This window comes from Paenirhizobium daejeonense, from assembly GCF_014280875.1.
Taxonomy (GTDB): Bacteria; Pseudomonadota; Alphaproteobacteria; order Rhizobiales; family Rhizobiaceae; genus Allorhizobium; species Allorhizobium daejeonense.
In genome coordinates this window covers 700,315-722,938 of record NZ_JACLAL010000001.1, presented here as the reverse complement: position 1 = coordinate 722,938, position 22,624 = coordinate 700,315, and the positions used below count along the sequence as shown (strand labels likewise).

25 protein-coding genes are annotated in these 22,624 nt (G+C 60.7%); 15 read left to right on the top strand and 10 right to left on the bottom strand.

The annotated features are described in order from the left end of the window. Positions 1-37: 37 nt before the first annotated feature. From H4I99_RS03495 to H4I99_RS03475, 5 genes are all read right to left on the bottom strand, one after another. On the bottom strand, positions 38-460 hold the full coding sequence (locus tag H4I99_RS03495; RefSeq protein WP_163904603.1) for a DUF1284 domain-containing protein: 423 nt from the start codon (positions 458-460) through the stop codon (positions 38-40). 2 nt (positions 461-462) lie between these two features. Then, entirely contained in the window at positions 463-1,041 is a 579-nt protein-coding gene (locus H4I99_RS03490) for a biotin transporter BioY (RefSeq protein ID WP_163904601.1), read from the bottom strand. Positions 1,042-1,261: 220 nt separating this feature from the next. Further along, positions 1,262-1,930 (bottom strand): GntR family transcriptional regulator, encoded by a 669-nt coding sequence (locus tag H4I99_RS03485; protein ID WP_163904599.1) that lies wholly within the window; start codon positions 1,928-1,930, stop codon positions 1,262-1,264. A gap of 158 nt (positions 1,931-2,088) precedes the next feature. Further along, entirely contained in the window at positions 2,089-2,439 is a 351-nt protein-coding gene (locus H4I99_RS03480; RefSeq protein WP_163906230.1) for an antibiotic biosynthesis monooxygenase family protein, read from the bottom strand. After that, positions 2,436-2,765 carry an NIPSNAP family protein gene (locus H4I99_RS03475; protein WP_163904597.1) on the bottom strand — a complete coding sequence of 110 codons (330 nt, stop codon included), beginning with the start codon at positions 2,763-2,765 and terminating at the stop codon, positions 2,436-2,438. Before H4I99_RS03475 ends, H4I99_RS03480 begins: the two co-directional genes overlap by 4 nt. A gap of 72 nt (positions 2,766-2,837) precedes the next feature. On the opposite strand from H4I99_RS03475, the gene H4I99_RS03470 reads away from it, so the two are divergent. The 4 genes from H4I99_RS03470 to H4I99_RS03455 all read left to right on the top strand — a co-directional run bounded on the left by H4I99_RS03470 (position 2,838) and on the right by H4I99_RS03455 (position 5,318). After that, the gene (locus H4I99_RS03470) at positions 2,838-3,518 is read left to right on the top strand and encodes an ArsR/SmtB family transcription factor (protein ID WP_163904595.1); all 681 of its coding nucleotides are present in this window, start codon (positions 2,838-2,840) and stop codon (positions 3,516-3,518) included. A 104-nt stretch (positions 3,519-3,622) separates the two neighbouring features. Continuing rightward, on the top strand, positions 3,623-3,970 hold the full coding sequence (locus H4I99_RS03465; RefSeq protein ID WP_163904593.1) for a DMT family transporter: 348 nt from the start codon (positions 3,623-3,625) through the stop codon (positions 3,968-3,970). Continuing rightward, positions 3,967-4,545 carry a TetR/AcrR family transcriptional regulator gene (locus H4I99_RS03460; RefSeq protein ID WP_163904592.1) on the top strand — a complete coding sequence of 193 codons (579 nt, stop codon included), beginning with the start codon at positions 3,967-3,969 and terminating at the stop codon, positions 4,543-4,545. Before H4I99_RS03465 ends, H4I99_RS03460 begins: the two co-directional genes overlap by 4 nt. Before the next feature lie 83 nt (positions 4,546-4,628). Further along, entirely contained in the window at positions 4,629-5,318 is a 690-nt protein-coding gene (locus tag H4I99_RS03455) for an HAD family hydrolase (protein WP_163904590.1), read from the top strand. 37 nt (positions 5,319-5,355) lie between these two features. Here the strand turns inward: H4I99_RS03455 and H4I99_RS03450 are convergent, their stop codons facing one another. Both H4I99_RS03450 and H4I99_RS03445 read right to left on the bottom strand, forming a co-directional pair. Then, a complete protein-coding gene (locus tag H4I99_RS03450) occupies positions 5,356-6,276 on the bottom strand; it encodes a YegS/Rv2252/BmrU family lipid kinase (RefSeq protein ID WP_186663205.1) in 921 nt (306 codons plus the stop codon). A gap of 97 nt (positions 6,277-6,373) precedes the next feature. Continuing rightward, positions 6,374-6,931 (bottom strand): hypothetical protein, encoded by a 558-nt coding sequence (locus tag H4I99_RS03445; protein WP_163906228.1) that lies wholly within the window; start codon positions 6,929-6,931, stop codon positions 6,374-6,376. A gap of 304 nt (positions 6,932-7,235) precedes the next feature. On the opposite strand from H4I99_RS03445, the gene thrC reads away from it, so the two are divergent. The 4 genes from thrC to H4I99_RS03425 all read left to right on the top strand — a co-directional run bounded on the left by thrC (position 7,236) and on the right by H4I99_RS03425 (position 13,567). Beyond that, complete coding sequence (gene thrC, locus H4I99_RS03440) at positions 7,236-8,642, top strand: threonine synthase (protein WP_163904586.1); 1,407 nt, start codon at positions 7,236-7,238, stop codon at positions 8,640-8,642. Positions 8,643-8,663: 21 nt separating this feature from the next. Then, entirely contained in the window at positions 8,664-9,965 is a 1,302-nt protein-coding gene (locus tag H4I99_RS03435; protein WP_163904584.1) for a M16 family metallopeptidase, read from the top strand. Between the two features lie 78 nt (positions 9,966-10,043). Next, a complete protein-coding gene (locus H4I99_RS03430) occupies positions 10,044-10,658 on the top strand; it encodes a GNAT family N-acetyltransferase (RefSeq protein WP_163904582.1) in 615 nt (204 codons plus the stop codon). Positions 10,659-10,714: 56 nt separating this feature from the next. After that, a complete protein-coding gene (locus tag H4I99_RS03425; protein WP_244624891.1) occupies positions 10,715-13,567 on the top strand; it encodes an EAL domain-containing protein in 2,853 nt (950 codons plus the stop codon). 33 nt (positions 13,568-13,600) lie between these two features. Here H4I99_RS03425 and H4I99_RS03420 read toward each other — a convergent pair whose 3' ends face one another. Then, positions 13,601-14,206, bottom strand: coding sequence for a YqgE/AlgH family protein (locus tag H4I99_RS03420; protein ID WP_163904577.1), 606 nt, complete (start codon positions 14,204-14,206; stop codon positions 13,601-13,603). Positions 14,207-14,381: 175 nt separating this feature from the next. On the opposite strand from H4I99_RS03420, the gene H4I99_RS03415 reads away from it, so the two are divergent. Beyond that, on the top strand, positions 14,382-15,215 hold the full coding sequence (locus H4I99_RS03415) for a protein-disulfide reductase DsbD domain-containing protein (RefSeq protein ID WP_186663203.1): 834 nt from the start codon (positions 14,382-14,384) through the stop codon (positions 15,213-15,215). A gap of 69 nt (positions 15,216-15,284) precedes the next feature. Continuing rightward, complete coding sequence (locus tag H4I99_RS03410; protein WP_163904575.1) at positions 15,285-15,770, top strand: peroxiredoxin; 486 nt, start codon at positions 15,285-15,287, stop codon at positions 15,768-15,770. 144 nt (positions 15,771-15,914) lie between these two features. Here H4I99_RS03410 and ndk read toward each other — a convergent pair whose 3' ends face one another. Further along, on the bottom strand, positions 15,915-16,337 hold the full coding sequence (gene ndk / locus H4I99_RS03405; RefSeq protein WP_163904573.1) for a nucleoside-diphosphate kinase: 423 nt from the start codon (positions 16,335-16,337) through the stop codon (positions 15,915-15,917). A gap of 169 nt (positions 16,338-16,506) precedes the next feature. Between ndk and H4I99_RS03400 the strand changes: the two genes are divergently transcribed. Together H4I99_RS03400 and H4I99_RS03395 are read left to right on the top strand one after the other, a co-directional pair. Further along, positions 16,507-17,373, top strand: coding sequence for an AraC family transcriptional regulator (locus H4I99_RS03400; protein WP_163904571.1), 867 nt, complete (start codon positions 16,507-16,509; stop codon positions 17,371-17,373). Between the two features lie 43 nt (positions 17,374-17,416). After that, a complete protein-coding gene (locus H4I99_RS03395) occupies positions 17,417-17,965 on the top strand; it encodes a YbhB/YbcL family Raf kinase inhibitor-like protein (RefSeq protein ID WP_163904569.1) in 549 nt (182 codons plus the stop codon). A gap of 3 nt (positions 17,966-17,968) precedes the next feature. Here H4I99_RS03395 and H4I99_RS03390 read toward each other — a convergent pair whose 3' ends face one another. Next, a complete protein-coding gene (locus H4I99_RS03390; protein WP_163904567.1) occupies positions 17,969-18,652 on the bottom strand; it encodes a glutathione S-transferase family protein in 684 nt (227 codons plus the stop codon). 143 nt (positions 18,653-18,795) lie between these two features. Here H4I99_RS03390 and H4I99_RS03385 point away from each other — a divergent pair, with 143 nt between their 5' ends. The 3 genes from H4I99_RS03385 (at position 18,796) to H4I99_RS03375 (ending at position 22,603) form a co-directional block, all read left to right on the top strand. Then, a complete protein-coding gene (locus H4I99_RS03385) occupies positions 18,796-19,305 on the top strand; it encodes a DinB family protein (protein ID WP_163904565.1) in 510 nt (169 codons plus the stop codon). A 189-nt stretch (positions 19,306-19,494) separates the two neighbouring features. Continuing rightward, the gene (locus tag H4I99_RS03380; protein WP_163904563.1) at positions 19,495-20,595 is read left to right on the top strand and encodes a GGDEF domain-containing protein; all 1,101 of its coding nucleotides are present in this window, start codon (positions 19,495-19,497) and stop codon (positions 20,593-20,595) included. Positions 20,596-20,716: 121 nt separating this feature from the next. Beyond that, positions 20,717-22,603 (top strand): ABC-F family ATP-binding cassette domain-containing protein, encoded by a 1,887-nt coding sequence (locus tag H4I99_RS03375; protein WP_163904561.1) that lies wholly within the window; start codon positions 20,717-20,719, stop codon positions 22,601-22,603. Positions 22,604-22,624 lie beyond the last annotated feature (21 nt).

The following is a 22,624-nucleotide window of genomic DNA, read 5'->3' as shown; positions in this document are numbered from 1 at the left end:
AAATGCGCAGGCGGCGGTCAATGCCGCCGCCTGCAAATCAACGGATACGCACCTCGCGGTATCCGCCTTCCGCAACATGATCGCAAAGGCTCCCCCACTCGCACCCGGCACAGGCGGCGCGAAGCCCGCCGGATGAAAAGTGAAGGCGAAGCTTTCTGAACAGGCTCGGGCCGGGCACGATCGAGGAGCCGACAGACAGGGGGCGTCCGAGCAGGTGCGAGACCGCGGCAAGCGCTTCGGCATCGCGACCGCAGACGCTCTCGCCGAGGCAATGGGGAACGTTCTCGTCTTCCAGCAGAGGGGCACAGATATCGTCCGGCCCCTCCACGAGGATGATGGTTTCGCCTCGGGAAAGTCGCCGCGCCAACACCTCGTAATTGGCGGTGAAACGCGGCGAATATCCCCTGCCGACGAATGTCAGCATGCACAGAAGGTGATGAGGCCTGAGGCGGATCGCCACCTTCAGTTCCTGACGAAACGACGTCCGATCGCCATGAGAACGGCAGCAGCCAGAGCCGACTTCAGGACGGCCCCGAGGATGAAGGGCGTCACACCAAGGACGAGCCCCTTTTCCACACCGAGAAGAGCCATCAGCCATGCGCCGCCGATGGCAAGGCAAAGCAGGTTGGCGAGAGCGTGTGCGGAAAAGCTGAGCGCCACGCGCTGTCCCGTCCAGCCCTTCTCAGCCAGAAAGCCGACAAGCGCTGCGATGATCGGGAAAGATACTAGATAACCGGCGGTCGGCCCCATGAACGGTGCAAGCCCGCCGGTGCCATTCGCCAGCACCGGCAGCCCGATGGCAGCCTCGCCGAGCCAAGCCAGGACGGTTGCGGCACCGAGACGCCAGCCATAGAGCACGCCGATCATGGTGATCGCGAAGGTCTGCATGGTGATCGGAACCGGCACCATCGGCACCGAAATCTGCGAGGCAAGCGCAAGCACAGCGGTGCCGGCAAGAACAAGGGCGGCCCGAACAGCCGCCGGACGCGCAGCGATGCCGAACGGGTCGAAGCGACCGGTCATGGAAGAAGAGGAAGCCATCTGGATCTCCATTTTATAGATAATTTTCTTCACGCGAGAATTTTTATCTATTTTTTGATTCCAAACAAGCCAAGAAGATCGCCCGCATACGAGAGACAGAAATCTTCTCAGCGGGAAAGCGACCCTCAACCAGAGAAAAGAGATCCTGAAAAACAAAAAAATCCGTCAAATACAATATCATGGTCGGATCAAAATTGACTTCAAATTTTATCTATAATTTTTAGCCAACAATGGCGAAACCTTCGTCCTCGCGGGCACCGGTCTTCGGCATGGGAGCGCGGCCGATCCACTGCACGTGCCGCTCAAGAATGGCACAGGCATCGGACGCCCTGCCCTGACGGAGCGCGGAAAGGATGGCGCGGTGGTCGTGGTCGGTGCGGGCTTCCCAGCCCGCCCGCCAGGCGATGAAGAGAAAACGGGCGCTGACTGCATGCAGGTCGTCGATGACAGCGAGCAGGCGCGGCATGTCGCAGGTGGAGACAATCAGGCGATGGAAGCGACGGTTCGCCTCTTCCCAGGTCTGCACATCTCTTGCGGCATCGGCATCGCTCGCCGCCCGCTCGGCGGCATCGAGCACATCAGGCGTCATGTTGGGCATGGCATGCCTGAGAGCGAGAACCTCGAGAGCCGCCCGCATCTCCGCGACTTCGCGCACCTGCTTCAGGTCGAAGGAGGCTACACGCACGCCACGGCGCGGCAGGCTGATGACGAGGCCCTGCGCTTCGAGACGACGGAAGGCTTCGCGCACCGGCACATGGCTCGCTCCGAATTCCTCGGCAATGTGGTCCTGGGCGAGACGGGAGCCTGGCACGAGCTCGCCATGGATGATGCGCTCGGCAAGGGCCCGACTGATGCGGCTCGCAATCGTATCGTCCTGATCTTTCTGCATGCGGACATGCATAGTCGGCGGCACCCGGCTTGTCGAGGCAAGCCGGGTGCCTAAAGCGCGTCGCGATCTTTCAGATTTGCTCCCACGCTTTAAGTCTTTGATTTTTCGCATGCCGTTATCGCAAAACCGCTGCACACTTTTGCGCGACATGCTTTAGATCACGATGCGGAATGGATTGCCCTGCTGTGCACCGGCGCCTCGTCGCGCCGGTCGAGACCGTAGTCTCGCAGGACATGCGCGACCCGAAGCCGATAGTCGGCAAAGACACCTTCCCTTCCAGCCCGCTGGGCGGCGCGATGTTCGGGAAGATTGCGCCAGCGCGCCACTGCCTTTTCGTCCCGCCAGAAGGAAAGGGACAGGATCTTTCCCGGCATGGAGAGACTCTCGAAACGCTCAATGGAGAGGAAGCCATCAATGTCCTCAAGGCGAGGCTTCAACTCCGCCGCGATATCGAGATAGACGTCACGCGCGCCGGATGTCGGCACGACCTCGAAAATCACGGCAATCACCGCACCGCCCTCGCGGCATGAGGCGTGGACACGCATTTCAGGAACAGGCGATCCTCGCGGATGATGAATTTTTCGCTCGCGGCGAACTGGTAGTTTTCCCGTCCAAGGGGATCCTCGGCCAGCCGGGCTCGATAGGCTTCGTATTCCGCAAGGCTCTCCAGATGATAGATGCCATAGGCGGTGGTCGAGGAGCCCTCATGCGGGGCGAAGTATCCGACGAGATCGGCTCCGCAGCGCGGAATGGCCTCGCCCCAGTTGCGGGCATAGGTGGCGAATTCCTCCTTGGCGAAGGGATCGATCTCGTATCGGATGACACAGGTAATCATTGGCATTCTCCTTTGCTTCCTACCTCCTTCTGCCATATTGCCGGCACGGTATGCTTCGGTTACGATCGAAGTATGAAAGAGGGACCGGACATTGCCCGCATCGCCGCCCTGATCGGCGACCCCGCCCGCGCCAATATGCTGCTGTCTCTCATGGGAGGCGGCGCGCTGACGGCGACGGAGCTTGCCGGCGCGGCCGGAATCACCCTGCAGACGGCAAGCTCGCACCTAGCCAAGCTTGAGGAAGGCGGCCTGATCCGCCAGCGCAAGCAGGGCCGCCACCGCTATTTCACCTTTGCCGATGCCGGCGTCGGAGCCCTGATCGAAAGCCTGATGGGATTTGCGGCGAGCCGCGGTCACCTCCGACACCGGACGGGACCGAAGGAACCGGCACTACGCAAGGCGCGGATCTGCTACGATCACCTTGCCGGAGACTATGGCGTTCGTATGCTCGACAGCCTGCGCGCAACCGGCGCCATCGCGGGCGACGAGGAGCATCCGCAACTGACCGAGGCGGGGGAGAAGATGGTTACCGGTCATGGCATAGACGTCGACATGCTCAAAGCGCTCAGGCGGCCCATTTGCCGAGCCTGCCTCGACTGGAGCGAGCGGCGCACGCATCTCTCCGGCTCCCTCGGGCGGGCGCTGCTTTCCCATTTTCTCGATGCCGGCCTTGCCCGCCGGGAAACAGGAAGCCGGGTCATCCATTTCACCCCCGAAGGCGAACGGCGATTCGCCGCCATGTTTCCTATTTAAGACTAGCATTGCCCGCCCTTTCCGTACTCACTCATGGTCACATCTTGAAAAGATACCGACCAGACGGTATCCTTATGGCAACCAAATGTGAGATCCATCCATCCATGAATCCCGTTGTCCTTGCCTACAGCTCACTTGCCGGCGCAATCATCTGCGAAGTAATCGGCACGACTTTCCTGCAAAAATCCGCCCAGTTCACCAAGCTTGGGCCGACCGTGGCCATGGTCGCGCTTTATGCCGTGTCGTTCTATCTTTTGTCACAGGCGCTCAAAGGCATGCCACTCGGCATCGCCTATGCAATGTGGGGCGGCCTCGGCATCATCCTCACAGCCCTCATCAGCGTCTTTGTGTTCAAGCAGTCGCTCGATCCGGCGGCGATGACCGGCATCGGCCTGATCGTGGCTGGTGTAATCGTGATGAATGCATTCTCCAACTCGGTCACGCACGGATGACGGAAAGCGCCTATACCAGACGCAAACAGCCGGACCTGGTTCGCCGCGCGCTGCTGGACCAGACGGCTGCACTGGCGGTCGGCGGCGGACCGGCGGCGATCACCATTCAGGCAGTGGCGGATCGGGCGGGCGTCACCAAGGGCGGTCTCCTGCATCATTTCGCCAGCAAGCAGGCGCTCGTCGAGGCCGTCTTCGCCGACCTGCTCGAAAAGCTCGATCAGGAAATCGACCTCTACATGGCGGAAGATAGCGAGATGCGCGGGCGCTTCACCCGCGCCTATGTCAGGGCGATCTTCGCAGACCGAAAGCTTGGAAAGAGCAGCCCATGGGCCGCCCTTTCTGTTTCCATGATTTCGGAACCCGCGCTTCGGCAACTCTGGTCTCAATGGCTTGAGCGAAAGCTTGGTGAGCACCGGACGACGGATGACGCGCCGATGCTGGAAATTGCACGCCTTGCCGCCGATGGCGTCTGGCTCGCAGACCTGTTGCAGGAAGACCGGGAAACGGTCCGCGACCTCCCCCATATCGAACGGCAGCTGCTCGCGCTTGCTTCGTCGAAACCGCAGGGCACCTGACGTCCGTCACTTGCGGATTGTCCTTTGCTGGCTCTTCGTGTACGTGAAGCCTCCTCCCAACGGTACCCACAGGACCTCCCACCATGAGCGGTTTCGACCTTACCATTTTCGATTGCGACGGCGTGCTCGTCGATTCCGAGATCATCGCGGCCCGGGTCGAATCCAAGCTTTTGAATGAAGCAGGCTATCCGATCAGCGTCGAGGAAATGGGCGAACGCTTCGCCGGCATGACGTGGAAGGACATCCTTCTCACCATCGAGAAGGAAATCGACATTCCGCTTTCGGCAAGCCTGCTCGACAAGTCGGAAGCCCTGCTCGACCAGCGACTGGCACGGGAAGTGAAGATCATCGATGGTGTGGTGTTCGCGCTTTCGCGACTCAAGGGTCCTCGCTGCATCTGCTCGAACTCCTCTTCCGCCCGCCTCGACATGATGCTGACCAAGGTCGGCCTCAAGGAATTCTTTACGCCGCACATCTATTCGGCCAAGGATCTCGGCCCTGACAGGGTCAAGCCAAAACCGGACATCTTCCTGCATGGTGCGGCGCAGTTCGGCGTAGCCCCAGACAAGGTCGTCGTCGTTGAGGATTCCGTACACGGAGTTCACGCGGCCCGCGCCGCAGGCATGCGGGTCATCGGATTTACTGGTGCCTCGCACACTTACCCCTCGCATGCGGACCGCCTGACGGATGCCGGAGCGGAAACGGTGATCGCGCGCATGGCGGATCTTCCAGCCGTGATAGCGGCAATGGAAAATTGGGCCGGGGTGATCTGATCTGCCTGATCCCCTCCCCGGCCTGGAACGGTGATCGTCAGATACGCATGGCAAGGCCTGCGGGCAGGATTTCGGCCCGCAGCGCCGACAGACCGGGATTTTCCCCATCCGCCTCGCAGGAAAAGCGTCCCTCACCGATGGGAGTGATCTCCACCGTACGCCCTTTGTGAAAACTCAACAGGGGATGGCTGACATGCGCCGCCCTGTGAAGCCGGGCCAGCAGTCCAAGTTGACCAATCTTGGAAGTCGCCCTCATCACGGCGACATCGAGCAGACCATCCGTCAGGTCAGCCTGCGGGACGACATGCATGCCACCACCGAACCATGCGCCATTGGCGATGCATGCCACCGTCACGGCTCCGGCATAAACGTCCTCTCCATCGATGACGACCCGCACCGACTGTGGCCGATAACGAATAATCCCAAGCGCGGAATAGAGCATGAAACGCGTCGAACCGCCCATCAATAGATTACGGGGCGCTTCGTTCATGCTGCGGACGATCTCTCCTGAAACGCCGACGCTCGCGATATTGGCGAAATGGCGAACGACATTGCCGCCGTCCACCGCCGTACCGCTGAGGCGCACGACATCGATGCAGCGAAGGGGAGCCGCAGCGATCTGATTAACGATAGACTCTGGCGTTTTTGCCAGCCTGAAATTACGGGCAAAATCACAACCGGTTCCGTTGGGGATCAGGGAAAAGGCCGTTCTGGGCCGACTGGAAGAGAGGATGCCGTCAACGACATCGCTCACCGTGCCATCACCACCGACTGCGATGACAAGTTCGCACCCGCAGTCAACAAGCTCACGCGCCAGATATGCCGCCTGTCCGGCAGCAGTGGTCTCGCGAACATCGATATCCGGGAAACGTCTGTTCAACGCCTGAAGAAGCGTCGGCCACGCGCGTGCGAACGCCTTCCCGCCGGACACGGGATTCCTGATTACTCCAGTTTTCACCTATGCCCCCCGGCATGTGGTGTCTTACCATCCGTTGCAGATGGCAACCTTTGCCTATTTTGTTTTTCGAGCTTGGCGGCTCTTTTGGCTGACGAACCTACTTTTTCTTCGGACCTTCGTCGAAACCGATGAAGACTCTTGTCAGTCCGCTAGCCGTCGCCGGAATGCTGACCTGCTTGGAAAAGATAAACTGCGTCGGCTGCGAGGCATCGGCAAGCGTTACCGGATGCTGTGTCAGTTCCGAGTAAAGTACGGTGTCGCCATCCGTTACCGCAACTCGGATCGGCAAATTGACGGCGCCTGCCTTTCCTTCCGGACCAGCCACAAGGCGCCCCTGAACCATCGCGGTGATCGTCAGGTTCGCTTCGTTCCGAACGCAGGAGCGCGTGGTGTCAGCAAGAGACGCCTGGTAGACGATCTTGGTCGCATCATCCTTCGCGCCCTTGGCGTAAGTCCGGTAATATGAAGTGCCGTCCCGCAAGGCGATCGTCGGGCAGAATCCCTGGACGACCGGTGCACCTGCAGAGGCGGCGGCGCTGGCTTCCGGCTTTTCTGAAGCCGAACCAAGGGCACCACCGGGATTGCCGGCGTTGCAGCCCGCTAGAACTATCATCGAAAATGCGGCCAACAGCCCGCGCGACATCTTCACAGACACGATATGCACCTTCCGCATTCTTGAGCTCCGAGAAGCCAAAAGCCATTCCATTTGGGCCTTTTCATGCCCTGGGAGGATGGTCTATACCAGCGGCGCAGCGAAAAATCGATTGGGTAGCCAGCGTTTTGCTTCGAAATTCAATACCGTCGGCATTCAGGGGCACGGCCCCACCCTGGACCAACCCGTTCGCGACTGCCGTGCCTGCGAAATCCGGCCGGCCTGTCTGGCGCAAAAAGACGAACTTCCGTTCCCGAAACGTCATAGTCTCGGACACCCAAACGCGCCCCTATTCTTCTGACCAAGGATGACCATCGTGGAATATATCTCGACCCGCGGAGAGGCCAAAAGCCTCGGTTTCAGTGACGCCTTGCTTGCGGGTCTTGCCCGTGACGGCGGCCTCTATGTGCCGCGCAAATGGCCGCATCTCAAAAAGAAGGAGATTCGCGCGCTTCGTGGCAAGACGTATCAGGAGATCGCCTTCGAGGTACTTTATGGATTCACCGGCGGCGAGATCGAGGCAGGCACGTTCCGATCGATGATCGATGAAGCCTACGCAACCTTCCGTCATCCGGCCGTGGCTCCGCTCGTTCAGACTGGCCCGAACGCCTTCGTGCTCGAACTTTTCCACGGCACGACGCTCGCGTTCAAGGACGTGGCGATGCAGCTTCTCGCCCGCCTGATGGACCATGCCCTTGCCCAGCGCGGCGAACGGGCGACCATTGTCGGCGCGACTTCCGGCGATACCGGCGGCGCGGCCATCGACGCGTTTGCCGGCCGCGCCCGCACCGACGTCTTCATTCTGTTTCCGCATGAGAAGGTGTCGCCTGTCCAGCAGCGGCAGATGACCACCTCCAATGCCGAAAACGTCCATGCCATTGCTGTCAGGGGCAATTTCGACGACTGCCAGAATCTGGTGAAGGCGATGTTCAACGACAACGCTTTCCGCGACACCTACAAGATCTCCGGCGTGAACTCGATCAACTGGGCCCGCATCATGGCGCAGGTGGTTTACTACTTCACCGCGGCGATCTCGCTCGGCGCGCCGGACCGCAAGGTCTCCTTCACCGTTCCGACCGGCAATTTCGGTGATATCTTCGCCGGTTACGTCGCCAAGAAGATGGGCCTTCCGATCGATAAACTGGTAGTGGCCACCAACGAGAATGACATTCTCGCCCGGACGCTCAAGACGGGGCGCTACGAGATGAAGGGCGTTTCAGCCACCACCTCGCCGTCGATGGACATCCAGATTTCCTCCAACTTCGAACGCCTGCTGTTCGAAGCCTATGACCGTGACGATGCGGCCATCCGCTCCTCGATGGAAAGCCTGAAACAGTCCGGTTCCTTCGAGATCAAGCCGGATGCGCTGAAAGCGATCCGCAAGGACTTCCGCGCCGGCCGCGCCAGCGAAAAGCAGGTAGCAGACACGATCCGCGACACCCTGGCCCAGGCCGGCTATCTGATCGATCCGCACACCGCCGTTGGCGTGTATGTCGCGTCGAAGTTTGCCAAGCCTTCGAGCCCCATGGTCACGCTCTCCACCGCCCACCCCGCGAAGTTCCCCGCTGCAGTAAAATCCGCAAGCGGTATTGACCCGGCGCTTCCGGCGTGGCTTGCTGATCTGATGACCAGGGAGGAGCGTTTCGATATCCTGGACGCGGACCTTAAAGCCGTCGAAACCTTTGTCGGTGAACATGCCCGCACAGACAATTGAGAAGCGCAGAAAGACGGATCGATGAATGTTGAGTGTACCCGGCTGCCCTCTGGGCTGACGGTCGTAACCGAGAAGATGCCGCATCTCGAAAGTGTCGCGCTCGGAACCTGGATCAAATCCGGTTCGCGCAACGAAACCGACGGGGAGCACGGCATCGCCCATCTTCTCGAGCACATGGCATTCAAGGGCACACAGCGACGCAACGCTCGCCAGATCGCCGAGGAAATCGAGAATGTCGGCGGCGAACTCAACGCCGCCACGTCCACCGAAACCACGTCCTACTACGCCCGCGTACTCAAGGATGACGTGCCGCTGGCGGTCGACATCCTCGCCGACATTCTGACCGAATCGGTTTTCGACGAAGAGGAACTGAGCCGGGAAAAGCAGGTTATCCTGCAGGAAATCGGCGCGGCCAACGACACGCCCGACGACGTGGTCTTCGACCGCTTCTCGGAAATCGCCTTTGCCGGACAGACGCTGGGGCGGCCGATCCTCGGCACGCCCGATACCGTAATGTCGTTTACCAGCGACGAGATCAGGGGCTACCTTTCACGCAACTACACGACCGACCGAATGTTCGTCGTCGCCGCCGGTGCTGTTGACCACGACGCCTTCGTTCGCCAGGTGGAGGAACGGTTCTCGGGACTTCGGACGGAGCCTGCTGTGCCGCCAGTATTCGAGACTGCCCGTTATCTTGGTGGCGAGGCACGCGAAGAACGTGACCTTATGGATGCGCAGGTGCTGCTAGGTTTCGAAGGCCGCGCCTATCACATGCGCGACTTTTACTGTTCGCAGATCCTTGCCAACATTCTCGGCGGAGGCATGTCCTCTCGCCTGTTCCAGGAAGTGCGTGAATTCCGCGGGCTCTGCTATTCTGTTTATGCGTTCCACTGGGGCTTTTCCGATACTGGCATATTCGGCGTTCACGCCGCCACCGGCGGAGAGAACCTGCCGGAGCTCGTTCCGGTCATCATCGATGAACTCAGAAAGTCCTCGGAGATGATCAACCAGCAGGAAATCGACCGTTCGAGGGCACAGATCCGCGCACAGCTCTTGATGGGGCAGGAAAGCCCTGCTGCACGCGCCGGACAGATTGCCCGGCAGATGATGCTTTATGGGCGCCCGATCTCTAATCAGGAGATGATGGAGCGGCTGGAAGGGATCACTACCGAACGGCTGACAGATCTCGCCGGACGGCTGTTCTTCGAGACCGTACCGACACTCTCGGCCATCGGCCCGCTGGAGCAGCTTGCGCCGATGTCGGAAATCACACAGTCTCTTACCAGCGGCAATGCCAGCGGGGGCCTCAAGGCGGCCGGCTGATAACTGCGCGTAAACGGGGCAAGGGGTTGCCGGCGAGCAAGCGGCTCATGACCGCCCTCGCCTTTTTGGGGGCATGGCATGACACGGTCGGTCTTTCGGTTTCTGTCGCGGCAGCCGGAAACCCCTGAACTCTATGGGCCAAACCATTTTCTGCGTCTTCCGCGCTACCGTGACTTCGACCAGTGGCACAAGCTGCGTAGCGAAAGCCGGGCTTTCCTGCAGCCGTGGGAACCGACATGGCGGCCTGACGAACTGACCGAAAGTTCCTACCGGACGCGCGTGCTGCGTAACGAACAGGAATTCAACACGGGTCTGGCCGTCCCCTTCTTTCTCTTCCACAGGCCGGACGACATTCTTCTCGGCGGCCTGACAATCGGCCTCATCCGCCGTGGTGCCTCGCAAAGCTGCATGATTGGATACTGGATGGGCGAGCGATATGCCGGCCAAGGCCATATGTTTGCCGCACTTCGACTGGCTATTCCCTATATCTTCAGGGTGCTTGAGTTGCACCGGATCGAAGCAGCCTGTATTCCAGACAACGGCAACAGCATCAGGTTGCTCGAAAAAGCGGGATTTGAGCGGGAAGGTCTCTTGCGGGAATATCTCAAGATCAACGGGCGCTGGCGCGACCATGCCATCTATTCGCTTCTCGCGGATCGGGCCACGGACAACGGCGGCAAAGAGCCCTCATGAAACTTACCGATAACAGGCAGCCCACCGCCGGCCAGACGCTGGCGGCAGCTTTCGCTATGGTCATGCTCGTGCTTGCAGGCCTCTTCGCGACGACCGCGAATGCCGCCGAGCCGGTGAAGATCGCCCGTGACGACACGGCGCTCGACCTCACCGCGACGACTGAAATCTACACCAACCAGGGCGATGCCTTTCAGGTTTCCACCGCGGCCGGCGCCGATGGCATCCGCCGCCGCATCGAGGTTCGGTCCAGCTCACCGCAGCATCAGGGCGACTGGGCAGTCTTTGCGCTTGCCAACGTTTCGGAAGAGCAGCTGGAGCGCGTGATCGTCGCCCCGCATTTCCGCCTCGTGAATTCCAAGCTGTTCTGGCCAGATCTCGGCTCGCAGCGCATCATCGCAATCACGCCGTCGGAAGGCTTCGCGCTCGACCGCCAGCCGAGCACGGAAGCTGACGTCTTCCGCATCACGCTCAACCCCGGCGCGGTCATCACCTTCGTTGCCGAGCTCTCGACGCCGCAGCTTCCGCAGATCTATCTGTGGGAACCCGACGCCTACAAGGACACGGTCAACGCGTTTACCCTCTATCGCGGCATCGTGCTCGGGATTGCCGGCCTGCTCGCGGTGTTCCTGACGATCCTCTTTGTGGTCAAGGGAACCTCGATGCTGCCGGCGGCAGCGGCGCTCGCATGGGCGGTGCTTGCCTATATCTGCGTCGACTTCGGCTTTCTCGAAAAGCTCATCAGCGTAACCTCCAGCGACCAGCGAATATGGCGAGCGGGCGCGGAGGTGGCGCTCGCATCGAGCCTTGTCATTTTCCTCTTCACCTATCTGAACCTCAATCGCTGGCACGTACACCTGGGATACGCGACCTTCGCATGGATCCTCGGTCTCGGTCTGCTGTTCGGGGTCGCCATCTACGACCCCTCGGTCGCCTCGGGCATCGCACGTCTCTCTCTTGCGCTGACCGCCACCGCCGGCATCGTGCTCATCATCTATCTCGGCTTCAATCGTTACGACCGTGCGATTCTTCTCGTACCGACATGGGCACTGCTTCTCGTCTGGCTGTTCGGCGGCTGGCTTACGATTACCGGGCGACTGGACAACGACATCATCCAGCCTGCGCTGGGCGGCGGGCTGGTGCTGATCGTGCTTCTGATCGGCTTCACCGTCATGCAGCACGCCTTCGCCGGCGGCGCATACCAGCAGGGACTGTTCTCCGATCTCGAACGACAATCGCTGGCGCTCACCGGCTCAGGTGACACCGTCTGGGACTGGGACGTCGCGCGCGACCGCGTGGTAACGAGCCCTGATATTTCTATTCGTCTCGGCCTTGCTCCCGGCACCATGCATGGCCCGGCGCGCAACTGGCTCCCGCGACTTCATCCCGATGACCGCGACCGTTTCCGGGCCACGCTCGACGTTCTGCTGGAACATCGCAAGGGCCGGCTGAACCACGAATTCCGTATCCGCGCCGAGGATGGCCACTTCCACTGGCTGAAGATCCGGGCGCGGCCGGTGCTGGGCTCGAATGGCGAGGTCATCCGCTGCGTCGGCACGATCATCGACGTAACCGAGCAGAAGAATTCCGTCGATCGCCTGCTTGCCGACGCTATGCATGACAATCTTACGGGACTGCCGAACCGGGAGGTCTTCCTCGACCGCTTGCAGTCGGTGCTGGCGCTTGCCAACGGCTCCGAAGCATTGCGGCCGACGGTGATGTCGATCGACATCGACCGCTACAAGCAGGTGAACGACAGCCTTGGTATCTCCGCCGGCGACAATATCCTAATCGCGCTTACCCGCCGCCTGCGGCGTCTCTTGAAACCGCAGGACACGCTAGCCCGCCTTTCCGGCGACGAGTTCGGCCTGATCCTGGTTTCGGAACGCGATCCAGCCAAGGTCGCGGATTTCGCCGACGCCGTCTCCAAGGCGATCATGGTGCCGATCAACTTCGCCAACCGGGAGATTATCCTGACGGCTTCGATCGGCCTCGCTTCATGGGTCGACCAGCAGGAAAGCGCCACCGGCCTGCTGTCCGACGCCGAACTGGCGATGTACCGCGCCAAGCGCGCGGGCGGCAATCGCGTCGAGCCCTTCCGCCCCGCCTTCCGCGCCGGCGGCACGGATCGCCTGCAGCTCGAAACGGATCTTCGCCGCGCCATCGACCGCAAGGAGCTGTCGATGGTCTACCAACCGATCATGCGGCTTGCGGATGGCGAGGTTGCCGGCTTCGAGGCGTTGATGCGATGGGACCATCCCAAGCGGGGCAGCATCCCACCGTCGGAATTCATTCCGATTGCGGAAGCCTCGGATCTCATCGAGCCGCTCGGCATGTTCGCGCTGGAGCGCGCCACGACAGACCTGACGGATTGGGAGAAGCAGACGGGCGACGTGCCGATCTTCGTGTCGGTCAACCTGTCGAGCGCACAGCTTCTTTCGAGCGAGATCTACAACGACATCCGCGCCATGCTGACCAAGACCCAGTGCGATCCACGCCGTCTCAAGCTGGAACTGACGGAATCCGTTGTGATGGAAAATCCTGAACAGGCGCGTCTTGTGCTCGGCAAGCTTCGGGATACCGGCATCAGCCTGGCGCTCGACGACTTCGGCACCGGCTACTCCTCGCTTGCCTATCTCACGCGCTTTCCGTTCGACACGATAAAGCTCGACAAGGCTCTGGTCTGCGATCATTCAGACAAGCGCGCCGTGCTGCTGAAATCGATCATATCCATGGCGCGCGGCCTTGAAATGAAGGTCGTGGCGGAAGGCATCGAAACGGAGGAGGATGGTCAGGAGCTCGCCAAGATGGGCTGCGACTACGGCCAGAGCTATCTCTACGGCGCACCGATCGGTGCCGAATCGGCTCTTCGTCTTTTGCGCGAACGCTTTCCTTTGACGAAGCGGGCGTGATAGGGCGGATCCGACCAGAAATCCCGGCCGCGCTCAGGCGTGGCCGGCTTCCATCGAAAGCATTGCGGGGCTGACTCCCATCAGGGCCAGAGCGCGCTCATACTTATTGTCGAGCGCCCGGTCGAAAATCAGATCTTCCGTCGCCGCGCAATTCAGCCATCCGTTGTTGGCAATCTCGAATTCGAGCTGGCCCGGTCCCCAGCCGGCATAGCCGAGCAGCATGGTGGCCCGCCGCGGGCCGCGTCCATCGGAAATGGCGCGCACAATGTCTAGCGTCGCGGTCAACGAAATATCGTCGCTAATCGGGATACTGCTGTCGCTGAGGTAGTCGTCAGAGTGGAGTACGAAACCGCGCCCCGTTTCCACCGGCCCACCGCTCTGGATAGGGAAATGCCGGGCATGATCAGGCAACATGATCGCATCATTCTTGTCGATCAGTTCGAGATGCAGCAGCACATCGGCAAACGTCACCGGCTGGGAACGATTGATGATGAAGCCCATGGCGCCAGCCTGAGAATGGGCGCAGATATAGACGACCGCACGGGCGAAATTTCCGTCGGTCATCCCAGGCATGGCTATGAGGAACTGGCCATCCAGGAAGCCGCGCTCGCGATCTTTCTTCAACGTCGATAAAGCCATGCTGGACCTCCAGCGTCATCTGCCATCGGGACAAACGATACACACTTCATGACGAAGCGCTTCATCGCATGTTTTAGCAGGATGAGGCAGACTGCCCCAGCAATCAACTGAAAATGACATATGGGCAGAAAACCGTTACTGGCTAGGCTCCGGACAATGCATTAAACGCAGGATCATGAGCACCCTATCCCGCCCAACGCCTCGTTTTCGCCATTTCGTGACAGCCTTTGCGACAGCGGCCATGCTTCAAGCCGGTAGCGCACAGGCGGCGAGCAGCGAATGGGCGACCAATGAAGGCGGGCGCATGCGGCTTGTGGTTCTGCCGGCGGCAGCCGAGGGAACATTGCAGGCAGCGCTGCAGATCGAGCCGACGCCCGGCTGGATCACCTATTGGCGCGAGCCGGGCGATGCCGGTATTCCGCCGGCGATCAGCCTCGCCCCCGAGAGCCAGTTGACGCTGGGAGAGGTTTCCTTTCCCGTGCCGAAGCGCATCGACAATGGAGACATAAGAGACATCGGCTACGACACCGCCGTCACCCTCCCTTTCACCATACGGGGTGCGGTGACTGCGGCAGACACGGTGAAGGCGAATGTCTTCATCGGCATCTGCAAAAACATCTGTATTCCATTTCAGGCGGATCTCACCGTCGCGCTCGACGCGACGAACGATCCGGAAGAGGATGCCATCGTGGCCACCGCTCGGAAAGCACTGCCCGACCCGGCATCCGACAGCTTCGGGGTGGATAGCCACCAAATGAGCGCGGCGCTCGATCGGCTTGACCTGACACTTGCACTCCCCTCCCCGGACGCCCATCCGCAGGTTTTCGTCACAGGGCCGAGCGGCCATGTATTCATGGACTACGAAGTCGTTTCATCAGCCAACGGCAAGCTCGACATTTCGATGCCGATCGACGAGTTGCCGCGCAATTACAAGATCGCCGGAAAGACATGGGGTATCCTCGTCCTCTCGGGTAACAGGGCAATGGAAAGCACACTTGCCTTTGACTAACGTCAATCTATAGTCGGTGCCGACACATCACCCGGCAACGATCGGGTCCAATTCAGCGAGGACAATTTGATGACGATTTCCATCGGCGAAAAGCTGCCGCAGGCGACCTTCAAGGAAAAGACAGCCGACGGTCCGGTCGAGATCACCACGGAGCAGCTCTTCGGTGGCAAGCGCGTCGTGCTCTTCGCGGTACCCGGTGCCTTTACACCGACCTGCACGCTCAACCATCTGCCCGGATATCTGGAAAACCGCGACGCCATCCTGTCGCGTGGCGTTGACGATATCGCCGTGATCGCCGTCAACGACTGGCATGTGATGGGCGCCTGGGCGCAACAGTCCGGCGGCCTTGGCAAGATCCACTTCCTTGCCGACTGGGATGCCTCCTTCACCAAGGCGCTCGGCCTCGACGCCGATCTTTCCGGCGGTGGCCTTGGCGTCCGCTCCAAGCGTTATTCGATGCTGGTCGAAGATGGCGTGGTGAAGTCGCTCAACATCGAGGAAAATCCCGGTCAGGCGACAGTTTCCGCTGCCGCCACGATGATCGAACAGCTCTGAACAGAGCGCCGACAAGACAAAAACAGCCGCGGCGGGTTCCGCGGCTTTTTGTGAGCGGATAACGCCCAACAAAAAACCGGAGTGTCGCCACTCCGGTTTTTCGATTCCGATCAATCGGTTGAGGCCGAAGCCTCAAAAATTGAATCAGCCGACGATTTCGGTTTCAGCGAACCAGTAAGCGATTTCCTGAACGGCGGTTTCCGGAGCATCCGAACCGTGAACGGAATTTTCGCCAATCGACAGGGCAAACAGCTTGCGGATGGTGCCTTCGTCGGCATTGGCCGGGTTGGTGGCGCCCATCAGTTCGCGGTTCTTGAGGATGGCGTTTTCGCCTTCCAGGACCTGAACGACGGTCGGGCCGGAGGTCATGCCTTCAACCAGTTCGCCGAAGAAGGGGCGTTCCTTGTGAACAGCGTAGAAGCCTTCGGCTTCGCGCTTGCTCATCCATACGCGCTTCGAAGCGATGACACGCAGGCCGTTGTCTTCGAATACCTTGGTGATGGCGCCCGTCAGGTTGCGCTTGGTTGCGTCCGGCTTGATCATCGAGAAGGTGCGTTCAATCGCCATCAGTCTCATCCTTTTGTCTCATGGGGAAAGTGGGCGGTTTCTACCTGCCCCGAATCACGAAAACAAGGGGGATAGACGAATTTCACGCGACCGTCATACTATCGGACCAGAAACGGCCCGGACGCGCCCTTCAAAGGGCATTCCGGCCCGGCAGCGTACTGGAAACATCATGCAGAAATTCTCCGAAGGTACGCGACGCTACACGCGGGTGTTGCCGGATATTGCCATCCATTGCTCGATCCTGCAGGCCTCCACCGGTCGCTTCCGGCATTTCCTCATCGACCAGCCCTCGGTCATTCATGTGAAGAGTGGCCGGAAACGTATTCTGAGCAAGGGGGCCGATGTCTCGGCCGGTCCCGGCGACGCGATCTTTCTGCCGCAGGGCCTTGAATGTACCGTCATCAACGCAGCCGAGGAGAACGGCGCTTATCACTCCGATGCCTACATCTTCTCCCCCGCCCTGATCTCGCTTTATGCCGAGGCGGCCGCACATCCCACGAGCGAGGCCATCCGCATCGAACCGGACGCGGGATTTCTCGATGCGCTGGAGCGGTCTCGCCTCGCGATAGCCGACGAGAGCGCAACCACCATCGGAATACACCGGCACATCCTCGGCGAACTGGTCGTCCGGCTGCAGGCGCTCGGGATAAACCTCACGCCCGACCCGCGGGAGAACCTCTGCCTGCGGATCCGTGGTCTCGTTCGCGAAGAGCCGGGCCGGGAATGGCCGGCGAGCACCATCTCTGCCGCGCTTGGCATGAGCGAGCAGACGTTGCGGCGGAAGCTGGCGCTCCTCGGCACCAGCCTCACTGACATCATCGCCGATGTGCGCATGACGATGGCGCTCGGATTGCTGCAGGCGACCGAACTGCCGATCAACCGGGTGGCGCTCGAGGTCGGATATGAATCGGCCTCGAAGTTCGCAGCCCGCTTCCGCGCGCGTTTCGGACTGTCACCAAGGGATATCCGCGTGGCGGCAGAACAGGATGAGCGTTGCGGGACGGAATTCGAGCGTTCAAGAGCCGCAGCCGGCTAAAGCCAGCGCTAGGCTCAGGCTCCCATTTCGAAAGGAGCCAACCATGACCTTCAGACATCTCGCTCTCGCCGCCGGATTGACCGCGTTTTCCTGCCTGCCAGCTCAGGCTACGGAGTTCGCGCTTTCCAGTCCGGACATTACGGAAGGTGGAGTGCTTGACGGAGCACAGGTGGCCAACACCTTCGGCTGCGCCGGTGGCAATGTTTCGCCGGCACTTTCCTGGTCGAACGCGCCGGAAGGCACGAAAAGTTTCGTGGTCACCGCCTATGATCCGGATGCACCGACCGGCTCCGGTTTCTGGCACTGGGTGATGTTCAACATTCCGGTCGGCGTGACGGAACTCAAGGGAGGCATCACGCCGGATGACGGCGCGCCGGCCGGCGCAATCCAGAGCCGCGCCGATGCCGGCTTCTCGAGCTATCTCGGCGCCTGCCCGCCACAGGGGCAGACGCATCGATATGTGTTCACCGTGATGGCGCTTTCGGTTGAGAAGCTCGATCTTGACGGCAATGCCAGCGGCGCGCTGATCGGCTTCATGGCGAACGCCAGTGCGCTGGCAAAGGCGTCGATCACCGTCCATTACGGACGCTGAGGCTCAGGCGACCGCCCTCGCCTCGCTGCCATGAAGGTCGAGGCAACGCTCGAACCAGTCCTTCACCGGATCGTCATCGGCCAGATGCACCGATCCGGTGGTGATCCGCAGCCATTGCAGCGCTCCGAAGACGATGTAGTCGGAAAACAGTGGACCATCACCGCCGATAAAAGGTTGCGTCTTCAGCATGTGCCGCAAGGGCTTGAGGGCGTCCGGAAGGGTGGAGATAGCCGTCTCCCGGGCGGTCTCCACCTCCTCCAGCGTCTTGCCGAGGAATTTCTCGCGGGTTTCCCGGAAATAGGCCTGGTCGACGGGCGCCAGCATGTCATGGATGTTCTTCAGCGCGATGCGGGTGACGACGGGATGAATGGTCGTCTGGGAATAGGCCTCGACGAAGCGGGCCATGGCCTGACCACCCTCTCCTCCGAAAAGCGTCGGCGCATCCGGATAGGCATCTTCGAGATAGAGTGCAATCTGGAAGCTGTCGGAGACAAGGCGGTCGCCATCCCTCAGGATCGGCACCGTTTTCGAAAAGCCGCTTTCGGCAACCGGGATCGCGGTGAAAGCAAGCGGCCTTTCCGAGAAGGAAAGCCCCTTGTGGCGAAGCGCCATGACCGTCTTCCAGCAATGGGGAGAAAACGGGCGGGCGACGTCTGCTCCGCAAAGGGAATAAAGCGTGATGGACATGTCTTCTCCTTTGTTATCATTCCGACCATACGATGCATGCCGGTTCGCGGTCGATCAAATCATTATATTTAATGGATTTCATAAGCCCCTTTGTCGCGATGTCGCGCTAAGGTCATGCGCTAAGGGAAGGAAAGGATCTGCACATGCTGGATACGTTCAAGATGTTCGCGGCCTATAACCAGTGGGCCAACAATGCCGTCTACGCTGTGGCGCGGGAATTGACACCAGAGGAATTGAATCGCGACTGTGGGGCCTTCTTCGGTTCGCTGTTCGGAACACTCAGCCATATCCTCGTTGCGGATCGCGTGTGGCTCCGGCGTTTTACCGGCGAAGGGCCTGTTCACTCGGCGCTGAACGAGAGGCCCTACGCGGACTTCGCTGAACTCGAGGCGGCAAGGATCGCTGAGGATCGCCGCATTCTGGAGTGGATCGACGGCCTGACGGAAGAGGCCATTCGCGGATCGCTCACCTATACGCCGATCACCATACCGAAGCCGATCACCCACCGCTTTGGGCCTGCGATATCGCATTTCTTCAATCATCAGACACATCATCGCGGGCAGGCCCACATGTGCCTCACCGTGCTCGGCAAACCCAGCCTTTCGCTCGATCTCATCGCCTTTCAGCGGCTCCAAGGCACGCGGTGGCTGTAACTTCCAGGGAACGCCTTCCCGCCATATCAGCAATCCCGTATTAACCCTGCTCCGCGGAAGAACCCCGCGAAGCAGCCCGTTTCCTGCGCCTTTAACGAAATCAAGACCTCTTTCATGGATGTTGCGCCCAACAGACAGTCGACATTCATCGCGCAGAAAGACCGGAGTACATCCGGCGAGGGAAGAGCCATGCAGTTCGATGCCAATGCCAGCCATCAGCGAATCCAGCTGGGGAACGCGCAACAACAGAAGCCGCCCGTTGCTCAGGATAGCCTGCAGAAGATCACAGCTTTCATGGCCAAGCACCAGATCGCCGGTCTGCCGCGCAATTTCGAGCTCGTCTACGAGGCGATGGTGAGCCGCAATGCGGAGCTAGCCCGCGACCTCGTCGCTCTAGGAACTCAGCCAAGCCAGATCGCTCTGGACCATCTGGGCCTGAAGCATCGGCTGGTGAGCCATTGCGGCCTTGCCGATGAACACGTGCAATGCGAAGCGACGGCCGCATTGAAGCGCCTCGCCGAACAGGTCTCCCTCGGGCTCATGCGCAAGCAGACCTTCACGCGCGGACTGGAAACCATCGTTAAGTCGATCCGCGAGGACGAGACCCGCGGGCTCTCCGAAATCATGGAGGAGCTTGAGTTTCTGGATTCGGCCGCACGCGATCTGATCCGCGATGAAGCCGAGATCGAACAGAAGCTCAAGGCAGGACTGGCGCAGATCGAGGCGGCCGAGCGTACGGCGGAAGCCGCGCGCGCTATGGTACTGACCGACCGGCTGACCGAACTGCCGAACCGCATCGCCTTCATGAACCGGCTGGAAGACCTCTACGACCGCGACAGCGCGCCGTTTGGAACGGCCATGCTGCTGGTGGACATCGACAACTTCAAGGAAATCAACCGACAGTTCGGCGATGAAGCCGGCAACAAGCTGCTCAAGCGGCTGGCCGCCGTCTTCCGCAAGACGATCAAGAAGCATGATTTCGTCGCGCGAATCGAGGGCGATGACTTCGCTTTCCTCTTCAGCGACGTCGGCGCAACCGAGGCGCAAGCGATTGCCGAGCGGCTTCGGGCCGCAGTTGAAAACAATCTCATCTTTGCCACGGAACAGGGGCGCAGCCAGGGCAGCCTCGGCCTATCGATCGGCTTCGCCATGACCGCCGATGCGGCAACACCGAGCGAACTGATCGCGCACGCCGAATCCGCGCTTGCGACCGCCCGTACCATCCCTCGCCATCCGGTCGCTGGCTATGGTTGCGAGCGTCAGCGCAGCATGGGGCGTAACGTCGCCTGACCACGTTTACCGGCGCATCGATGTTGCACCGGTGCCACCGCTGGCCGCCTGATTGCCGTGAAAGCCTTCGCAGCCCGGCGGCCGCTTGCCTTTGGCCGACAGTTCGGCCAAAAGCCAAGACATGATTACGATCACCGATATCTCCGCCCGCATCGCCGGCCGCCTGCTCATCGACCATGCCAGCATCTCGCTGCCGGAAGGCACGAAGGCGGGACTTGTCGGGCGTAACGGCGCGGGCAAGTCGACGCTCTTCAAGATCATCACGGGCGACCTTGCCTCCGAGACGGGGACGATCACTATTCCGAAGAATGCGCGGATCGGACAGGTGGCTCAGGAAGCCCCCGGCACCGAACAGCCGCTGATCGAAATCGTGCTGGCCGCCGACAAGGAACGCGCCGCTCTTTTGAAGGAGGCGGAGACCGCAACCGACCCGCACCGCATCGCGGAAATCCAGACCCGTCTCGCCGACATCGGCGCGCATTCGGCGGAAGCGCGCGCGGCCACCATTCTCGCGGGCCTAGGCTTCGACCATGAGGCACAGCTTCGCCCGGCTTCCTCGTTTTCCGGCGGCTGGCGCATGCGCGTGGCGCTGGCGGCAGTGCTGTTTTCCGAACCGGACCTGTTGCTGCTCGACGAACCGACCAACTATCTCGACCTCGAAGGCACGCTGTGGCTTGAGGACTATGTCCGGCGCTATCCGCACACCGTCATCATCATCAGCCACGACCGCGACCTGCTCAACACCGCCGTCAACGCAATCATCCATCTCGACCAGAAGAAGCTGACCTTCTATCGCGGTGGCTACGACCAGTTCGAGCGGCAGAAGGCGGAAGCCGACGAGTTGCAGATGAAGGCCAAGGTCAAGAGCGACGCGGCCCGCAAACATCTGCAGAGTTATATCGACCGCTTTCGCTATAAAGCTTCGAAGGCACGGCAAGCCCAGAGCCGCATCAAGGCGCTGGAACGCATGGGAACTGTTGCGGCCGTGATCGAGGACCATGTCCAGCCGATCACCTTCCCGGAACCCGAGAAGCAGCCGGCCTCCCCGATCATCGCCATCAGCGGCGGTGCCGTTGGCTATGAACCCGGCAAGTCCATCCTCAAGGGCATCAACCTGCGTATCGACGCCGATGACCGGATCGCCCTGCTCGGCTCGAACGGTAACGGCAAGTCCACCTTCGCCAAGCTGATAGCGGGACGGCTGAACCTTCAGGCCGGCGAAATGAAGCTCGCGCCGAATCTTTCGGTCGGTTTCTTCGCGCAGCATCAGCTGGACGATCTCGTGCCCAACGAAACGCCGGTGGACCACGTACGCCGGCTGATGCCGCTTGCGGGCGAAGCGCAGGTCCGCGCTCGCGTCGCGCAGATGGGTCTTGCGACCGAGAAGATGGCGACCGCCGCCAAGGATCTTTCGGGCGGCGAAAAGGCGCGTCTGCTGATGGGACTTTCCGCCTTCCACGCGCCGAACCTTTTGATCCTCGACGAGCCGACCAACCATCTCGACATCGACAGCCGCCGCGCGCTGATCGAGGCGCTCAACGACTATAACGGCGCCGTCATCCTGATCGCCCACGACCGCCACCTGATCGAAGCGACCGTCGACCGCCTCTGGCTCGTCAACAACGGCACCGTCAGCGTCTTCGATGGCGACATGGAGGATTATCGCAGCCTTGTCGTCTCCTCCGCCCGCAAGACGGACGACCGGGAGAAAGCTGACGCCGCCGTTCAGGTCAACAAAGCCGACCAGCGCAAGGCCGCCGCGGACAAGCGCGCCTCGCTTGCTCCGCTCAAGAAAAAGATCAATGAAATCGAGTCCCTGACGAAAAAGCTGGAGACTTTGATTCAGGCGCTTGATGCGGAACTTGCAGATCCGGTGCTTTACGAAAAGAGCCCGGCGAAGGCTGCGGAAAAAGCCAAGCAGCGTGGCGAAGCCGCCGCCAAGCTTTCGGCTTACGAAGAGCAGTGGCTGGAGCTTTCCGCCGAATACGAGGACGCGATGGCGGGCTGATCCGCCATCAATCCAACAACA

Coding starts and splice junctions, on each gene's coding strand:
- H4I99_RS03490 (WP_163904601.1), bottom strand. CDS start 1,041: ATGGCTTCCTCTTCTTCCATGACCGGTCGCTTCGACCCGTTCGGCATC.
- H4I99_RS03470 (WP_163904595.1), top strand. CDS start 2,838: ATGAAAGAGGGACCGGACATTGCCCGCATCGCCGCCCTGATCGGCGAC.
- H4I99_RS03475 (WP_163904597.1), bottom strand. CDS start 2,765: ATGATTACCTGTGTCATCCGATACGAGATCGATCCCTTCGCCAAGGAG.
- H4I99_RS03395 (WP_163904569.1), top strand. CDS start 17,417: ATGACCTTCAGACATCTCGCTCTCGCCGCCGGATTGACCGCGTTTTCC.
- H4I99_RS03385 (WP_163904565.1), top strand. CDS start 18,796: ATGCTGGATACGTTCAAGATGTTCGCGGCCTATAACCAGTGGGCCAAC.
- H4I99_RS03380 (WP_163904563.1), top strand. CDS start 19,495: ATGCAGTTCGATGCCAATGCCAGCCATCAGCGAATCCAGCTGGGGAAC.
- H4I99_RS03375 (WP_163904561.1), top strand. CDS start 20,717: ATGATTACGATCACCGATATCTCCGCCCGCATCGCCGGCCGCCTGCTC.
- thrC (WP_163904586.1), top strand. CDS start 7,236: ATGACCATCGTGGAATATATCTCGACCCGCGGAGAGGCCAAAAGCCTC.
- ndk (WP_163904573.1), bottom strand. CDS start 16,337: ATGGCGATTGAACGCACCTTCTCGATGATCAAGCCGGACGCAACCAAG.
- H4I99_RS03425 (WP_244624891.1), top strand. CDS start 10,715: ATGGTCATGCTCGTGCTTGCAGGCCTCTTCGCGACGACCGCGAATGCC.
- H4I99_RS03400 (WP_163904571.1), top strand. CDS start 16,507: ATGCAGAAATTCTCCGAAGGTACGCGACGCTACACGCGGGTGTTGCCG.
- H4I99_RS03460 (WP_163904592.1), top strand. CDS start 3,967: ATGACGGAAAGCGCCTATACCAGACGCAAACAGCCGGACCTGGTTCGC.
- H4I99_RS03420 (WP_163904577.1), bottom strand. CDS start 14,206: ATGGCTTTATCGACGTTGAAGAAAGATCGCGAGCGCGGCTTCCTGGAT.
- H4I99_RS03465 (WP_163904593.1), top strand. CDS start 3,623: ATGAATCCCGTTGTCCTTGCCTACAGCTCACTTGCCGGCGCAATCATC.
- H4I99_RS03410 (WP_163904575.1), top strand. CDS start 15,285: ATGACGATTTCCATCGGCGAAAAGCTGCCGCAGGCGACCTTCAAGGAA.
- H4I99_RS03485 (WP_163904599.1), bottom strand. CDS start 1,930: ATGCAGAAAGATCAGGACGATACGATTGCGAGCCGCATCAGTCGGGCC.
- H4I99_RS03435 (WP_163904584.1), top strand. CDS start 8,664: ATGAATGTTGAGTGTACCCGGCTGCCCTCTGGGCTGACGGTCGTAACC.
- H4I99_RS03430 (WP_163904582.1), top strand. CDS start 10,044: ATGACACGGTCGGTCTTTCGGTTTCTGTCGCGGCAGCCGGAAACCCCT.
- H4I99_RS03455 (WP_163904590.1), top strand. CDS start 4,629: ATGAGCGGTTTCGACCTTACCATTTTCGATTGCGACGGCGTGCTCGTC.
- H4I99_RS03415 (WP_186663203.1), top strand. CDS start 14,382: ATGAGCACCCTATCCCGCCCAACGCCTCGTTTTCGCCATTTCGTGACA.
- H4I99_RS03390 (WP_163904567.1), bottom strand. CDS start 18,652: ATGTCCATCACGCTTTATTCCCTTTGCGGAGCAGACGTCGCCCGCCCG.